The sequence below is a fragment of the Rhizobium sp. AN68 genome, from assembly GCF_030758035.1.
Taxonomy (GTDB): domain Bacteria; phylum Pseudomonadota; class Alphaproteobacteria; order Rhizobiales; family Rhizobiaceae; genus Agrobacterium; species Agrobacterium tumefaciens.
Map to the genome: position 1 here is coordinate 401,498 of NZ_JARWMI010000001.1, position 15,090 is coordinate 416,587.

The 15,090-nt window shown below is 57.0% G+C and carries 12 protein-coding genes; 7 read left to right on the plus strand and 5 right to left on the minus strand.

Features of this window, described 5'->3' with window-relative positions; translation table 11 throughout:
* Window positions 1-879 precede the first annotated feature (879 nt).
* Window positions 880-1,221 carry a MucR family transcriptional regulator gene (locus RBH71_RS01820; protein WP_323687084.1) on the plus strand — a complete coding sequence of 114 codons (342 nt, stop codon included), beginning with the start codon at window positions 880-882 and terminating at the stop codon, window positions 1,219-1,221.
* A gap of 249 nt (window positions 1,222-1,470) precedes the next feature.
* Here the strand turns inward: RBH71_RS01820 and RBH71_RS01825 are convergent, their stop codons facing one another.
* The 5 genes from RBH71_RS01825 to RBH71_RS01845 form a co-directional block, all read right to left on the minus strand.
* A complete protein-coding gene (locus RBH71_RS01825; protein ID WP_162632426.1) occupies window positions 1,471-3,054 on the minus strand; it encodes a carboxylesterase/lipase family protein in 1,584 nt (527 codons plus the stop codon).
* Between the two features lie 689 nt (window positions 3,055-3,743).
* The gene (locus RBH71_RS01830) at window positions 3,744-4,802 is read right to left on the minus strand and encodes an isocitrate/isopropylmalate dehydrogenase family protein (RefSeq protein ID WP_111802855.1); all 1,059 of its coding nucleotides are present in this window, start codon (window positions 4,800-4,802) and stop codon (window positions 3,744-3,746) included.
* Window positions 4,803-4,818: 16 nt separating this feature from the next.
* Window positions 4,819-5,979 carry a lactonase family protein gene (locus RBH71_RS01835; RefSeq protein WP_111802856.1) on the minus strand — a complete coding sequence of 387 codons (1,161 nt, stop codon included), beginning with the start codon at window positions 5,977-5,979 and terminating at the stop codon, window positions 4,819-4,821.
* Between the two features lie 49 nt (window positions 5,980-6,028).
* Window positions 6,029-7,624 (minus strand): carboxylesterase/lipase family protein, encoded by a 1,596-nt coding sequence (locus RBH71_RS01840; RefSeq protein ID WP_162632765.1) that lies wholly within the window; start codon window positions 7,622-7,624, stop codon window positions 6,029-6,031.
* 169 nt (window positions 7,625-7,793) lie between these two features.
* Entirely contained in the window at window positions 7,794-8,693 is a 900-nt protein-coding gene (locus RBH71_RS01845) for a GntR family transcriptional regulator (protein WP_162632766.1), read from the minus strand.
* Between the two features lie 174 nt (window positions 8,694-8,867).
* Between RBH71_RS01845 and RBH71_RS01850 the strand changes: the two genes are divergently transcribed.
* The 6 genes from RBH71_RS01850 to RBH71_RS01875 are packed head-to-tail and all read left to right on the plus strand — an operon-like array spanning window position 8,868 to window position 15,088.
* A complete protein-coding gene (locus RBH71_RS01850) occupies window positions 8,868-9,821 on the plus strand; it encodes a Bug family tripartite tricarboxylate transporter substrate binding protein (protein WP_112155450.1) in 954 nt (317 codons plus the stop codon).
* A 22-nt stretch (window positions 9,822-9,843) separates the two neighbouring features.
* Window positions 9,844-10,317, plus strand: a complete 474-nt coding sequence (locus RBH71_RS01855) for a tripartite tricarboxylate transporter TctB family protein (RefSeq protein WP_323687015.1) — start codon at window positions 9,844-9,846, stop codon at window positions 10,315-10,317.
* A 2-nt stretch (window positions 10,318-10,319) separates the two neighbouring features.
* Window positions 10,320-11,870, plus strand: a complete 1,551-nt coding sequence (locus RBH71_RS01860) for a tripartite tricarboxylate transporter permease (protein ID WP_111795649.1) — start codon at window positions 10,320-10,322, stop codon at window positions 11,868-11,870.
* A gap of 5 nt (window positions 11,871-11,875) precedes the next feature.
* The gene (locus RBH71_RS01865; protein ID WP_323687085.1) at window positions 11,876-13,180 is read left to right on the plus strand and encodes a citrate:proton symporter; all 1,305 of its coding nucleotides are present in this window, start codon (window positions 11,876-11,878) and stop codon (window positions 13,178-13,180) included.
* Window positions 13,181-13,202: 22 nt separating this feature from the next.
* Complete coding sequence (locus RBH71_RS01870; protein ID WP_025590939.1) at window positions 13,203-14,285, plus strand: Ldh family oxidoreductase; 1,083 nt, start codon at window positions 13,203-13,205, stop codon at window positions 14,283-14,285.
* The gene (locus RBH71_RS01875) at window positions 14,282-15,088 is read left to right on the plus strand and encodes a hydroxypyruvate isomerase family protein (protein WP_112155451.1); all 807 of its coding nucleotides are present in this window, start codon (window positions 14,282-14,284) and stop codon (window positions 15,086-15,088) included. Before RBH71_RS01870 ends, RBH71_RS01875 begins: the two co-directional genes overlap by 4 nt.
* Window positions 15,089-15,090 lie beyond the last annotated feature (2 nt).

Sequence of the window (15,090 nt, forward strand, 5' to 3'; positions counted from 1 at the left end):
CACATCAGCACGTTGAATATCGGGTCGATCGTTTTGCATTCGTTTTGATTTTGCGAAGTTGATGCCGGTTTTCTTACTATTGCTGGAAGTGCTCACGCAGTTATCGTCGTTGAGGACACCTTCGACGCTATAATAGAGGCTCCAGGCGATCGCTTCGCGGTGGCAAATCGCGCCAATGCAGTCTTCTCACCGTTAGACGTGACACTGTGTAACTTTATGTCGATAATGGTAATCGACTGCTGAAGCGTTTCGCGCGCACCTTAATGAAGGCAGCCGCCCTTGCCTTGCCCTGATCTGGGCAGCACTACAGAGCGCGACAATTGCTACTATGAGGGAACCCGCGAAGAATGAATAATGGCAGCTTCGCCCAACTGGACGCAGAGGGAATTGGTCTCCAACTTCTTCGTTGCCCCAAAAATTTGGTGGTAACATTGATGCCTGTGTCTATCCCGTCTTGATCAGGAAGGCCAACGTCTCCCGCCGCCGGCTGAGCCACGAGTTCAACTGAACTTGCTTCCTCCAGCCTCCGCTATCCCGTTCATGGATGACAGGGAACGTCGCCGTTTTTGACACCGACCGTTCATGGCGTCATAGCCCGCTTCTCCGGCAGTCTCTGTCTCGGCGCATCGTATAAGTGCGGGAACAACACGTGCTCGCTTCACGCAGAAGCTTCTGCAAAGGCCAGCCTGATCAATCGTGCTTACAGTTAATCCTAAAAAGCAAAATAAGGGTGAATATCAAGTGGTGAAGAAGCCAGCCGTGACTAAAAACCTGACAAAGCAGATAGAAACCGCGCTTCAACCATCAGGGTTGACGACGTGTCTTCCCTCAGTTGAAGCGACCGCGAAGATTGTAAGCGCGTGGGTGAAGAAGAACCACATACCGGCAGCGGCGCTACCCGGACTGATAACTATCGTGTCGAGCAGCCTTAGGAAGGCAGCTTCAGTCAGCCCCACAGACGTCATCGCATCCACTCGCTCGCCAGCTGTTCCACGCCATGAGTCGGTTACCGATGAATGGATTATCTGCTTGGAAGACGGGCTGAAATTCAAGTCCTTGAAAAGGCATCTGCGGGTCAAGTACGGGCTGGCTCCTCAGGAATATCGTTCAAAGTGGGGGCTACCGTCGTCTTACCCAATGGTGGCACCCGCTTATTCTCGCCGACGGTCTGCACTGGTCCGTCGGTTAGTATGGAAGGATAAAGCAGAAGGAAAAAAGTAAACAAGGGCCGGTTGATTGAGACGATCGGATGAAGTGCTTGGCCTCCGGCGACATACACATCTGTCATCGGTGATGTCGGAAAGACATAACATCAACTAGACGATCACTCGATCTATCCCTTGCGTGATATTTTCCTTCTGGCTGGACATCGTCAACAATTGCGGCGCTACGTGGTCAAAACCACCAGGAGCGACTTGGGGTTCCAAACTTTAAACTGGCCCCGCCCAGCATTTTGACGGGGCCCTTCTATCACTTCTTCACCATCTTCCGGAAGAAATCCATTTGGAGTTTGTTTGGCAGGTCTACGACGGTGGTCTTGTCGCCGATCTCCAGAACTTTCTCGGAAGTGTTATCGAAGGTCGGCCAGTCGGGAAGTCCTTTGCCATTTGGATTTCCTGTTTTCACGAAGTTGGCTACGTAGGCCTGCCAGAGATCCGAAAGGTCCCGATCACGCGCCGTGAATTCCCGATCAAGCACATCGAGCGTGCCGAAAACGTATGGGACTTGCGAGCCGTGGTATGCGCCGAGAAGCGAGGCCGGAGAGTTCTCCTGAAACGATTGTCCTTCCCAGAATGGGCTTAGTCGGGTCCAGTAATAGAGATAGGTCGGCGACTGTCCCTTTGCCTGGTTTGACGCCGCGTTCCAGGTGTTGAGACCAAAATTGGCATCGCGCGAGAATCCTACACGCGCCGCTGTCGCTGTCACATCGTCCTTGGCGCCGTAGAGCGTCCGCATCTCCGCGACGAGTTCCAGACCCACTTCTTTGGTCGCCTGTTTGACAAACTCGTCCTCGGTCCGGTTGTAGATGTTCTCGTAGAACTCATCTCTGCTCCATCCGACAAAATACGGAACCTGCGCCTGTTCGCCCGCCGCCCATACGTCGCCGACCGACTTCTTGAGGAAATATCCATCGACCACTGGACCCGCAAAGCGGGTTTTCGTATCGGACCAAAGTGAAAGCACTACTTCAGCGGGCATCGCCCTTAGGTCTTTGATCGACTGATCGCCGAGCATACGGGAGAACTTCCTCCCTTCATCTTCGGCAGCCTTGAGAGGTTTCGTCTGAGCAGCAGTCACGCCGCCGCTTTGAGCCAATCCCCCGTCGATTAACCCCTGTGCCAAGGGAGATGCCATGAGGTTGTTCACGCTGGTACTGCCCGCGGACTGACCGCCGATTGTCACTTTGCCGGGATCCCCTCCAAACGAGGAGATATTCTTCTCGACCCACTTCAATGCGGCAACCTGATCAAGGGCACCATAGTTGCCGGAACTGTGGTTCGGTGACTCCGCAGTCAGGTCGGGATGGGCAAAATAACCGAATATGTTCAGGCGATAATTTATCGATACGACGATTATACCCCGTTTCGCCAAGCGCTCGCCGTTGAACTCAGGTTTCGCCGCTGAGCCAGAAGTGAACGCGCCGCCGTGTATCCAGACGAAGACCGGAAGTTTTGACGATGAAGATGCATCTGCGGGCGCCCAGACATTAAGGTGGAGGCAATCCTCGCTCATCGGGAGGTTCTGATTGCCGTATACCTCTATACTGATGGTTCCCGGCGTTCGGAGCGTCTGCATGCACATCGCCGGCTGCTTGTCGGCCTTCCGCACTCCGCTCCAGGGAACAACTGGGCCTGGTTCCGCCCACCGCAACTCGCCGACTGGGGGCGCGGCGTACGGGATTCCCAGGTAGGCCTTTACTTCCGTGTTTTGAGCCCATTGGCCCTCGACCTTACCTCCTTCAATTTGAAGCGGATCACCTGTAACCCGAGCGAGTGCATTGGACGACGATGCCGCGAAGGCAGCGGCGAATATAACTGCGAGATATTTGTCCAAAATGTTCCTCCAACACTGAATAGACGATAGATAAAATGTTTTGTATTAATAGATATTACAATGATATTTTTTCTCATCCTTGAAATAAATTTTCGTAGCAAATCGATTGAAATGCGATGCTTCTGTGCTTCAAAACCATTCAGGTATATCGAGGCGGAGAGAGCTTACCCGGCGGCCTGAAGCAAACCAGCCGCCCCGCCAAATGGGTTGTCTCGAAGAACATTGCCAGCGCCCCTATGTTGTTAAATAATTTGATTTATGACAATTAAAGAGCATCGGTGCTCGGGAGACTTCATGCTGTGGTTGTACGAACATTATCCAAATATTGATAAAGCTGCTGCGGTTCCGGCTTAACTCCTTGGCCGAAAGGCTCGCGCCAAACGCGCCGACTCGGGTAAGCACGCGCACCGCAGCAATCGCCTTCGCCCGTGAAGATGTTCATGTCGCATCACGTTCCCCCGACGGGGTCATAACTGAAACCTCAGAGTCGTTCCGCCTCGGCAGATCAGCCGCCCCCAGCGATTTGCCTATGCCGTCTTAATGAGCGCGCCCGAGAAGCAAAATCCAGATACCAATAACGGATATCCGTCCCTCGGTGTGAGATCGAAAGCGAGAATGCTCGACTACTGTGGGGTTGGCCCGTTCCATTCCATACTGAAGAACTGTTGCCACCGGAGGTAACGCCGGAGTCACGACAGCGTCTGACAAACGAGGTTGGTGAATTCGGTGGTAGAGCCTCGGCCACCTACGTCTGGTGTCCGCAGGTCGGGATCGAGCAAGGCCTTATCGACGGCGGCTTCGATCCCAGAAGCTGCTTGTTCGAGCTTGCTGTTTCCACCGTGGCGACCTCGCCACGCCAGGAGCATTGCTGCGGACAGGATAAGCGACGTAGGGTTCGCGACGCCCTTTCCAGCTACGTCCGGCGCTGAACCGTGCTGTGCTTGCGCGACGCAGACACCTTCGCCCATGTTGATCGCCCCGCCCAATCCGAGGCTGCCGCAGAGCTCGGACGCTTCGTCAGACAGTATGTCTCCGAACATGTTGGTGGTGACGATGACGTCGAACTGATCTGGCTTGCGGATCAGCATGGCCGCTGCCGCATCGACTATCAGTTCCTCCAGTTCAACGTCGGGGTAGTCTCTTGCGACCCTGCGGACTTCACGGAGGAACAGGCCATCGGACAGCTTGACTACGTTTGCCTTGTGAACGACTGTAACCTTGTTACGCCGACCACTGGCGATATCGAATGCGACCCTGGCTATGCGGGCAGAAGCGCGAGCCGTGACCTTCCGTATTGAAAGCGCCATGTCGGGATCGGGCATGAACTCTCCGTCACCGGCATGCATGTTGCGGTCGGAGTAAAAGCCTTCGGTGTTCTCCCGGACGATGACCAGATCCATCGGCTTGCGAAGATTGGTCAGTTCCGGACGGGACCGGCAGGGCCTAATATTTGCGAAGAGTTCGAGGCCGACGCGCAAAGCGCCGGATGGATTGACGCCGCCTTCCTGCTTGCTGGGATATTCGTAATGAGACACTGGCCCAAGCACCACGCCGTCGTGGTCGGGGATCGCCGAGAGCACCTCTGGCGGCAGCGTCGTGCCGCGAGACTTTAGTGCCGCGAGGCCGATTTCCATATCTGAGAACTCAAGCCCGAGGTCGAACCGGCGGTCGGCGGCTTTAAGCACCGACTTCGTTGCCGCCGCTATCTCCGGGCCGATACCGTCTCCGCTGAGAAAAAGGATTTTCATGACTGCTCTCAGACGATCAGGCGAATGCAATGGAGACCGGGCTACCGGTCGCAGCTGTTTCAGTAGGGTTCGTCATCATTCCTTCTGCCCTCAAGTCATATGCGACCACGGTATCGGTCAGTTCGTTTGCCACAAACAACGTTTTCCCTGTCGGAGAGAGACTCGCGAACCTGGGTCCTTTGCCAAGGGTCTGGTGCCATCTCGGGTCGGAGATCTTGCCGGAGGCGGCATCGATGTTGAACTGTACCACTGTGTTTTGACCGCGATTGGTTGCAAACAGCTGGCTGCCGTCGGTTGAAGCACCGATGGCAGCGGCGCGATTATCGCCCAGGAAGCTGGTAGGCACGCTCGGAACAATTTCGATCGGAGTGAGGGCACCGCTGGTGCTGTCGAATCCATAGGCAGTGATCGACGAATCCAGTTCGTTTACGACATGTACGATATCGCCTCGTGGGTTGAATACCGCGTGTCTTGGGCCGGCGCCCTGCCGGGTAGCAATCGATGTCACGATCTCAGGCTTTCCGCGCTCATCGACGGCGATGGTGAAGATGCGGTCGAGACCCTTGTCGGGCACCAGAAAAAAGCGGCCCGAACGATCCGCGACGATCTGGTGGGGATGGGACATCGTCTGCTCGGTTCGATGCGGACCCGATTCTCCAGGCAGGAAAATAGGGTCTCCTGCCTGGCTGAGAGTGCCGTCGGTCGAAATCGGTATCGTCACGATGGAGCCCGTCGCATAGTTTGCAACGAGCATCGTCTGGGAGCTCGGATGTATGACCAGATGAACCGGGTTCTTGCCTTGGGTCGATGCCGTCGCGATCTTTCGAAGCTTCCCGATGTCGGCGTCGATTGCGAAGGATGTAATCTCGGACTCGTCACGATGGACCGTGTAGAGGAAGCGGCGCTCGGCGTCGGTGATAAGGAAGGACGGGTTCGTCAGTCCATCGAGAAGTTGGATGTGCTCCCACTCACTTTCATTTTGACCGATACGATACACTTCTATGCCCTTGCCGCGGGCCTTCCGTTCCTTTGTCGTCCGCGAGCCAACATAGGCAAAGCGGGGCCGAAATGGTTTCAATGTCGACTCCTTGGCCGCAACAGCTATAGGCAAAACGGCTACTGCTGCAGCCGACATTCCGATGCCCTTAACAAAGGCTCTTCTGTTGATCACTTTCATTCTCTCCTCCCATGTTTGGTCTTCCCGACGGACAGCTGTTGCTCGACGCCTAGCCCCGGTCGGTGATCCAGGGCATGGACGTCCAGAAGTCGCATTGATGGTCCTTGGAGATCTCTTCGCTGGTCACGATTCCGCTCTTGCCTGCGGGCCGGAGCATCATTGCCTTTTGCTCCTTGCCGAACTGCGGCCAATCGGGGAGACCATCGACCCGCGGCGCCCCGCTGCGCACGAAGGCACCCCAGTAGCGGATCATATCGTCGGAGAGTTGGCGCTGCCCGGCATCGAACTTCCTCGATGCTTCGTCGATGCCGTCATGGCGCGGGAAAAGGTATGGGACTTCGGCGCCATGAGCAGCGCCGAATTTCCAACCTTCGACCTCATTGGTAACCGGAGCCCCCGGGTCATCGAACTGGTAATAATAGGTCGGGGCGATCCGGGAGAGCTTGATTGCCGCATCGCGCACCGTGCAGCCGCCAAGGCCGCGCATACCGCTGTCCGTGATAACATCGGTCACGACTTCGGCGATCGGGTGCTTTTTGTCGGTATGTAAATTCGCCGGATATTTTTCAAGAATGCGCTCGGCGCGGTCCGGGGCGCCAATTTGCTCGACCCTTTTCAGGTAGTCGGACTGGGTGAACTTGAAATAGCTCGGCCCAGCGTTGCGGCCTTCCTCTCGATTGGAGCCAATGATCGTCGGGATCTTCAAAAAGTTGCCAGACGCAATGCCATCCACACCGTATTCGGTCAGAAGACCTTTGGCGTCGACCTGAGGAAACCAGCGTCCTCCGGCGGCGATAATCTCGTCCACCGACTTTTTGCGCAGGCATGATGCCGCGTCTTCTGACGCTTTACAGCCCCTCTGCTCCGACCATTTTACGGCTTTAACTTCAGAGCCCTCGGCCGTCTCCATGTCATGGAAGCAGTCGTCGCTCTCGATGATTTGGCCGCGGTAGAGGCCCTGCACCCCAGCAGACGTTACCGCCATGGCGCAGATGTTGGTCGCGCCGGAGGATTCACCAAAGACGGTGACCTTCTTGGGATCCCCGCCAAATCCGGAGATCTTGTCCTTCACCCAGATAAGCGCCGCTTTGATGTCGGCTATGCCGTAGTTGCCCGCCAGCCCATCCTTCGCTTCCTTCTGAAGTGCAGGGTGGTTGAGGAAGCCCAGCGCCCCAAGGCGATGGTTTAAGGTCACGACGACTATGCCATTCCGCTCGGCCATCGTGCCGCCGTCGTGATTGCTGCCTGAGCCATTGGTATTGCCACGACCGTGAAGCCAGACAGCAACGGGAAGATTTTTCCCTGCACTATCCTTCGGACGATAGATGTTGAGGAACAGGCAATCCTCGCTCTGTGATAACGAGACGCGCTGGTCGGCGTTGAACTTTTGGGGACAGGCAGGCGGCAGGGTCTTGGCATCGCGAGCGCCTTGCCACGTTGCCATCTTCTCCGGCGCCTTCCAGCGCAGATCGCCGACAGGCGCTTTGGCGTATGGCACCCCCAGGAATTCCTCTCCTCGCTCTGTTACTAATCCGACAAACGTCCCCTCTGCGGTCTGTGCGATCGGCTCATCTGCGGCCGCACAAATGGCGAACTGCGACACCAGCATCACAAAAGTGGTAGCGTTCAATAACGTCGATTTCACGTACATCCTCCCCGATGATCGCAAAGACTCTCAACCTAAGGATTATCATTTATATACAGATAAGACAATCCAAAGGTTATTTGGGCGCCGGCGTTCAAATGAGAATTCACAGGTCGGGCATGGGAGAGGGCCGATTTCCGGCTGAGGATGCACCACTGAGGCGGTGCCTCTACTCAATCGCGGACTCGAAAATCGCGCTACGCGCTTTCCTGTTCTTGGCGTTGCCGAGGTGGTGAGCGAGGATTTGCGAGGCTTCAAAGCGAAGCCCTTTTTCGAGCGTGTCCAGAATATCAAGATGTTCGTTATTCTGGCCACGCACCTGTTCGCGATTCAGCGTTTGCCGATACTCAACCAGCCTTCGTAGCTGGTTCTGTCGCTCTATCGTCCCGAGCAGGAAGCGGTTTCCGGACATCTGCGCGAGGCCTTCGTGAAACTGCGCATTGGTCTCGAAAAGCTCAATTTGACTAAGAGATTTCCAGCCCCCGTCGCGTACCATCACTTGCTGCTGGCGTAATCTGCTGAGGATGGTTTCATCCAGCTTGAACGAGTCGTTGATGAGCCCGGCTGGCTCCAGCATTTGCCGCAATTCATATGATTCGCGGTAGGCTTCGACGGAGTCGATCAATTGCACGAACGACCAGCCACGGCCCTCCCGCCGCTCGATCCAGCCTTCAGTGGCGATACGTGTCAAGATACGCCTCAGGCGAGGGCGCGAGATGTCGTAGCGGCGCATTAGATCTGGCTCCGACACCGTACGCGCAATATTACCCATAAGACGGTCATCAGCGATCGACAGGTAAAGCGCTTCATCGTCGCTGGACGCGTCCTGCTCGGCCGCCGGTAAAGTCGGCTCGGCGATGACATTACCGAGGAAAAAGCCGCGGTTTGGCATTTGCTGAACGTAGCCATCTGCAATCAACAAAGCCAGCGCTGCACGGATAGGGCCGCGCGATGTGCCTAACACGTCAGACAGCGACGCCTCGGTAAGGTGGTGACCGGCCTGGAGCCCGCTCGTCCTGACATATCGAAGTATTTTGGCGGCGAGCGCCCTGTGCAGCTGATTGGCCATGTTCATTCCTGTTGCCTGTCTTTCATTACAATAACCCAGGATGTTCGCACCAGATACTTGCAAGCCGCTCCAAATTGTCTTAAGTCATTAGTTACAACAATGATCGCAAGGAGGCGACGTTGTTGTTAAGGGCGTTGGAGGTCTCGCGCCCTGGCTTACTCTTGGGAGGATTCCATGAAACTGAATAGCGTATTCGGCGCTGTAATTGCGTTCGCCGTCATGACTGCACCTGCAATGGCCGATCCAGCCGTCGTGCTTGCGCCGGGAAGCGCGGGCGGTGGTTACGATGCAATGGCCCGTCTGCCTTTTGAAGCCATGCGCAAGGAAAAGATTTTCACCGACGGTGCTCAGTTCACCAACCGCGGCGGTGCTGGCGGAACGATCGGTCTTGCGGAGTTCGTCAACACGTCGAAGGGCAACGACAATGCGGTCATGTCCATGGGTGCGATCCTGATCGGAGGCATCATTCTCAATAATTCCCCGGTTTCGCTAAAAGATGTTACACCGCTCGTTCGCCTGACCAACGATACAGGCGCAATTGCCGTACCGACCAATTCCGACATCAAGACGATCAATGATCTCGCCGCAAAGATGAAGGAAAACATCGGCGGCGTTGCCATCGGCGGCGGTTCCGCAGGTGGTGTAGACCACATCGCCATGGCACTTCTGGCGAAATCCAACGGCCTCGAAGCTTCCAAACTGAACTACATCCCTTATGCCGGCGGCGCCGAAGTGGTGACGGCACTGGCCGGGGGCAGCACCACGGCTGCGATCTCAGGCCTTTCAGAATTCCGCTCCCTGGCACAGGCTGGTCGCATCCGCATCATAGCCGTCACTTCCAAGGAGCGCGTCGAAGGCATCGATGCGCCGAGCCTGACCGAAGCAGGGTATCCCGTCGTCATCGGCAACTGGCGCGGCATTGTCGGCGCACCTGGCATGAGCGAGGAAGCAAAGCAGACATGGCTCGATCGTTTCGAGAAGATGCATGGCACAGAAACCTGGAAGGCAACGCTCAAAAAGCAGAATTGGGAAGACGCTTACCTTTCCGGCGATGATTTCGAGAAGTTTCTCGACCAGGAAGTAACAAACCAGACCGCGACGCTCAAAGACGTCGGCCTGACGAAGTGATCTAGGGCCGGAGGCGATGAACATGGTCGAACGTCCGTATTGGATTGCCGCAGGCGTCATCGCCTTCGGCCTGGTCTGGCTCTACCAGGCTTCTCTACTACCGCAATTTGCCCAATATGCAGAGCTTGGGCCTGGCTTTACCGTCACCCTCATCGGTGCCGGTCTGGTCCTCTTCGGCGCAATTTTAGCGTTCCAGATTTATCGTGGCGTGCCTTTTGAGGCACAGGAGGCGGAAGATGTCGCAAGTGACCTTCCTCCATCTCGTAGCTCACTCGCCTTCGCCGCAGCTGGCGCAGGAATTCCGATCCTGACGATGACGACGCTTGGCTTCGTCATCACTGCGACGGCGAGTTTCGTCTTGACCACGCGTGCCTTCCAATCGCGTCGCTACGTGTTCAACACGGTCATCGGGGCAACCTTTGCCCTCACCTGCTGGTACGGTTTCCGGCTGCTGGGCGTTCCGCTTGGTGGGCTGCTGCCTGTGGCGGGGGTCTGATCATGGATTCCTTCTACTCACTCGCACAAGGTTTCTCGACCGCACTTGAACCGCACAATTTGATGTGGGCCTTCGTCGGCACATTTCTTGGAACGGCAATCGGGGTTCTCCCGGGTATCGGCCCGGCGCTTACCATCGCGCTCCTGCTACCCGTCACAGTAAACGTCGATCCGACCGGTGCCTTCATCATGTTCGCCGGTATCTTCTACGGCGCAATGTATGGCGGTTCCACGACGTCCATCCTTTTGAATACGCCGGGCGAGAGCGGTTCGATGATGACCGCGCTCGAGGGTAACAAGATGGCCCGTAACGGTCGAGGCGCCGCAGCCCTTGCAACCGCCGCCATCGGATCCTTCGTTGCAGGAACCATCGCGACGGTTGGCATCACCTTCCTCGCGCCGCCAATCGCCGAGCTTGCCTTCATTTTCAAGCCGCAGGACTACTTCGCGCTGATGGTACTGGCATTCATGTCGGTGTCGGTCGTCATGGGCACGTCCAGGCTGCGGGGCTTCATTGCGCTGTTCCTGGGTCTTGCTCTCGGCCTTATCGGCATTGATGGGCAGACGGGCGTCTCCCGCCTTGCGTTCGGCCTGCCGGATTTGCTTGATGGCGTCGATATGACGGTGGTTCTCGTCTCGCTTTTCGCGGTCGGTGAAGCGCTCTACGTCGCAAGCCGCTTTGCATTCGCGCCGCCTCATCTCAATCCCATCTCCGGCGGTCTGTGGATGACCCGCGAAGACTGGAAGCGGTCGTGGAAGCCATGGATCCGTGGAACCGCGCTCGGATTTCCGATCGGTGCGCTGCCTGCCGGTGGCGCGGAAATTCCGACATTTCTTTCCTATACCATCGAGCGCAAACTGACCCGCCATCCGGAAGATTTCGGCACTGGTGCCATCGAGGGTGTCGCCGGACCGGAGGCTGCCAACAATGCCGCTGCCGCCGGTGTTCTTGTTCCGCTTTTGACACTGGGCCTTCCAACATCTGCGACCGCCGCCATTCTTCTCGCCGCGTTCCAGAACTACGGTTTGCAGCCCGGTCCGCTCCTGTTCATCAACAGCGGCGATCTCGTCTGGGGTCTTATCGCCTCGCTCTATGTCGGCAACATCATGCTGCTGATCCTTAACCTACCATTGGTCGGCCTATGGGTGCGTCTGCTGCTGATCCCGCGGCCCTATCTCTATGCGGGCATCCTCATCTTCTCGCTGGTCGGCATCTGGGGTGTTTCCAACTCCTGGCTCGATTTGGTCCTGATGTTCACCATTGGATGCCTCGGCTACGTCATGCGCGTCTATGATTTCCCGATTGCTCCTGTGCTGATCGGACTCATCCTCGGACCCATGGCCGAAACCCAGTTCCGCCGTGCACTCGCTATCGGTCAGGGCGACCCACTTACCCTTGTTTCAACCCCTCTCTCTGCCGTTCTCATCGCCATCTCGTTCGCAATCCTGATCGTTCCATATCTGCTGCGGAAAATGAATGCGAGAACGCACGAAACCCGGACTTCTAGCGTCGACAGCGTCGGCGAGAAGAATTCTGATGGAGCTGCTTCGTGATTACCATGCTTGCCTACACAATGATTGCGATCTTCATGACCGCAATAATGACCCGCACTCTGTCTGCGCTGATTGCGCTGATCCTCGTGCCATTCCTCTTTGGCCTTCTTGGCGGATTTGGACACGAGCTTCCAGCAATGATGGTTGATGGCATAAAGTCCATCGCGCCGACGGCGGTACTGCTGCTCTTCGCCATCATGTATTTCGGTCTGATGATTGATGCAGGCCTGTTCGACCCGATCGTTCGGTTGGTGGTGAAGATCTGCCACGGCGATCCGCTGCGCGTCATCGTGGGCACGACGATCCTCTCTGCCATCATATCGCTCGATGGAGATGGCTCTACAACTTACATGCTTTGCGTTTCCGCAATGATGCCGCTGCACCGTCGTCTCGGGATCAACCCGCTCATCCTACCGCTGGCCATCCTGATGCCGAACAGCATCATGAACATCATGCCCTGGGGCGGCCCCACGGCCCGTGTGCTTGCATCTCTGCATCTTGAGGCAAATCAGGTTTTCCTGCCGATGCTGCCTTCGATCGTTGCGGCGACCTTGGGTTCGGTGGCTATCTGCTGCTATTTCGGTCTTAAGGAACGGAAGCGTCTGGGTACCTTGACGCTGCCCACCGATCGTCCGCAACCGGAGTTCCGCGATGAGGATTATGCGGAACGCCCGGAAGGCGTGAAGGTCGCAACCGGCTGGCGCGCTGCCTTCAACATCGTCCTGACTGTTCTTCTGATGGTTTTCCTCGTTGCCGATGTCGCGCCACTGGTCGTACTCTTCATCATCGCATTCGCACTTGCCATTACGGTCAACTTCCCCTCGCTCCCCGAACAACGCCTGCGCATTTCGGCTCACGCGCCGAGCGTTCTCGCCGTCGTCTCGGTTATTTTCGCTGCTGGCGTCTTCACAGGGATTCTCAAGGGTACGGGCATGACCGATGCCCTCGCGCAGAGTATTGTTTGGATGATCCCCGAAGGGCACGGCAACCTGCTTCCGCTTATCACGGCATTGATTAGCGCGCCTTTCACCTTCTTCCTTTCCAACGATGCGTTCTATTTCGGCGTCGTGCCGGTTCTAGCCGAAGCGGCTGCGAAATACGGCATCGCTCCGGAAGTCATCGCCCGCGCCTCGCTGATCGGTCAGCCGGTCCACCAGCTCAGCCCGCTCGTCGCCGCTCTCTACGTTCTGTTGGGGCTGTCGAAGGTTGAGATGGGGGACTTCCAACGTTTCGCGCTCAAGTGGACACTCGTCTTGACCGCTCTGATGCTCTTCGCCGCGCTTATAACCGGCGCGGTCACACTGTCTTAAATATGAAAGAGGACTCTTGAAAATGACTGAAACCCGGTATTTCGAGACAGCCGAGCTCATTGAGTTCGCAACCAAAATATTCGAGAAAACGGGCATGACGGCTGCCGACGCTGGCGTCATCGGCCACGATCTCATCAAGGCAAACCTCCGCGGCATCGACTCGCACGGTATTTCCCGCATCCCCATGTATGTGGAGCGTTTGTCCAAGGGCTTGGTCAATCCCAAGCCCAACGTTACCGTCAAGAAAGTTGCTGGCGCCGTCTCCCTCGTGGACGGCGACAACGGCATGGGCTTCATACCGTCGCATCGCGCGACGGATGAAGCTGTGGCGCTCGCGGAGAAGAACGGCATCGGGCTCGTTGGCGTTCATCGCAGCACGCATTTCGGCATGGGCGCACTTTACGCACTTCAGGCCATCAAGGCCGGCTACATCTCGATGATCTTCACCAACTCGTCGCCAGCCATCCCCATGTGGGGCGGGAGAACGACGTTCCTCGGTGCAAGCCCGATCGCGGCTGGCATTCCGGGTGGCAAGCACGCGCCTTACGTGATGGACATGGCGATGACGGTCATCGCGCGTGGCAAGATCAGACTGGCGGCAATGAAGGGCGAGCCGATCCCGGAAGGTCTGGCACTCGATGTCGATGGCCATCCCACGACCAACGCCGAGAAAGCCTTCGAAGGCGTCTGCCTTCCATTTGGCGGCGTCAAGGGTTCCGTTCTCGCGACCCTGATGGATCTGATGTCCGGCGTCCTGACCGGCGCCAACTTCGGCGGTGACGTCAAGAGCCTCTATTTCGATCACAGTGAGCCGCAGAATGTCGGCCACTTGTTCTTCGCCATCAAGCCGGACCTTTTCATGTCGCTTGAGGACTTCGATGCACGCATGGACGAGTTCTATGAACGCATCAAGAAGCTGCCAAAGGCGGCCAACGTCGATGAAATTATGATGCCGGGCGAACCGGAAGAACGCCGTGAGACACAGCGCCGTGCCGAAGGCATTCCAATCACAGGCAACGTTATCGAGGACCTGCAAAAGGAAGGCATCACTCATGGTATCAACTTCCCGGTCGGGCGCGCGTCTCCCTTGGGAGCGGCAGCATGACCGTGAACAGGTTGTCGGCGCATATTGGCTACCTCTTCACTGAGCTGCCGCTGGAGGAGCGTGTGGCTGCAGCGGCTGCTGCGGGCTTCACGGCCATCGAGCATCCTCAGCCCTTCGCAATCCCACCGAAGCGGATGAGGGAGTTGCTGGCCGACAACAACCTCGTCTTCACCCAGCTAGCCGCCGCAACCGGTGATGCCAGCAAGGGGGAAAAGGGGATTTCGGCGCTTGCGGGACGGGACGTGGATTTCAGAGCCTCGTTCGACAAGTCGCTGGACTATGCTCTCGAAGTGGGCGTGCCGCTCGTCCACCCCATGGCTGGTGTTCCAGAGGTCAGCGCAACGGAGATGTGGTGGGACATTTACATGTCCAACATCGCCTATGCGGTGGAGCAGACCGCAGCGACTTCTGCCCGGGTTTTAATCGAGGCAATCGGTCATGCCGCAGTTCCGGGCTACGCCGTTTCACGACTTGAAGATGCAGTGCGCATTCAGGATGCTTTCGGTCCCGGCAATGTCACCCTCCTGGTCGATACATTCCATGCGGCAAGCAACGGCCAGGATGTCATTTCCTGGATCGATGAGAATGCCTACCGTATCGGCCATGTCCACATCGCAGACTATCCCGGGCGCCATGAGCCGGGGACCGGAACCATTGACTTCGACGGCGTTCTGGATGTGCTCGCCAAACATAAATTCAGCGGCGCAATCGGCTTCGAATATGTGCCCTCAAAAAACACACTCGACAGCGCTCGGTTCCTGGCCCGGTGGAAAGCCCGGCCTGGCGACAGCGCGGCTCCCTAAAG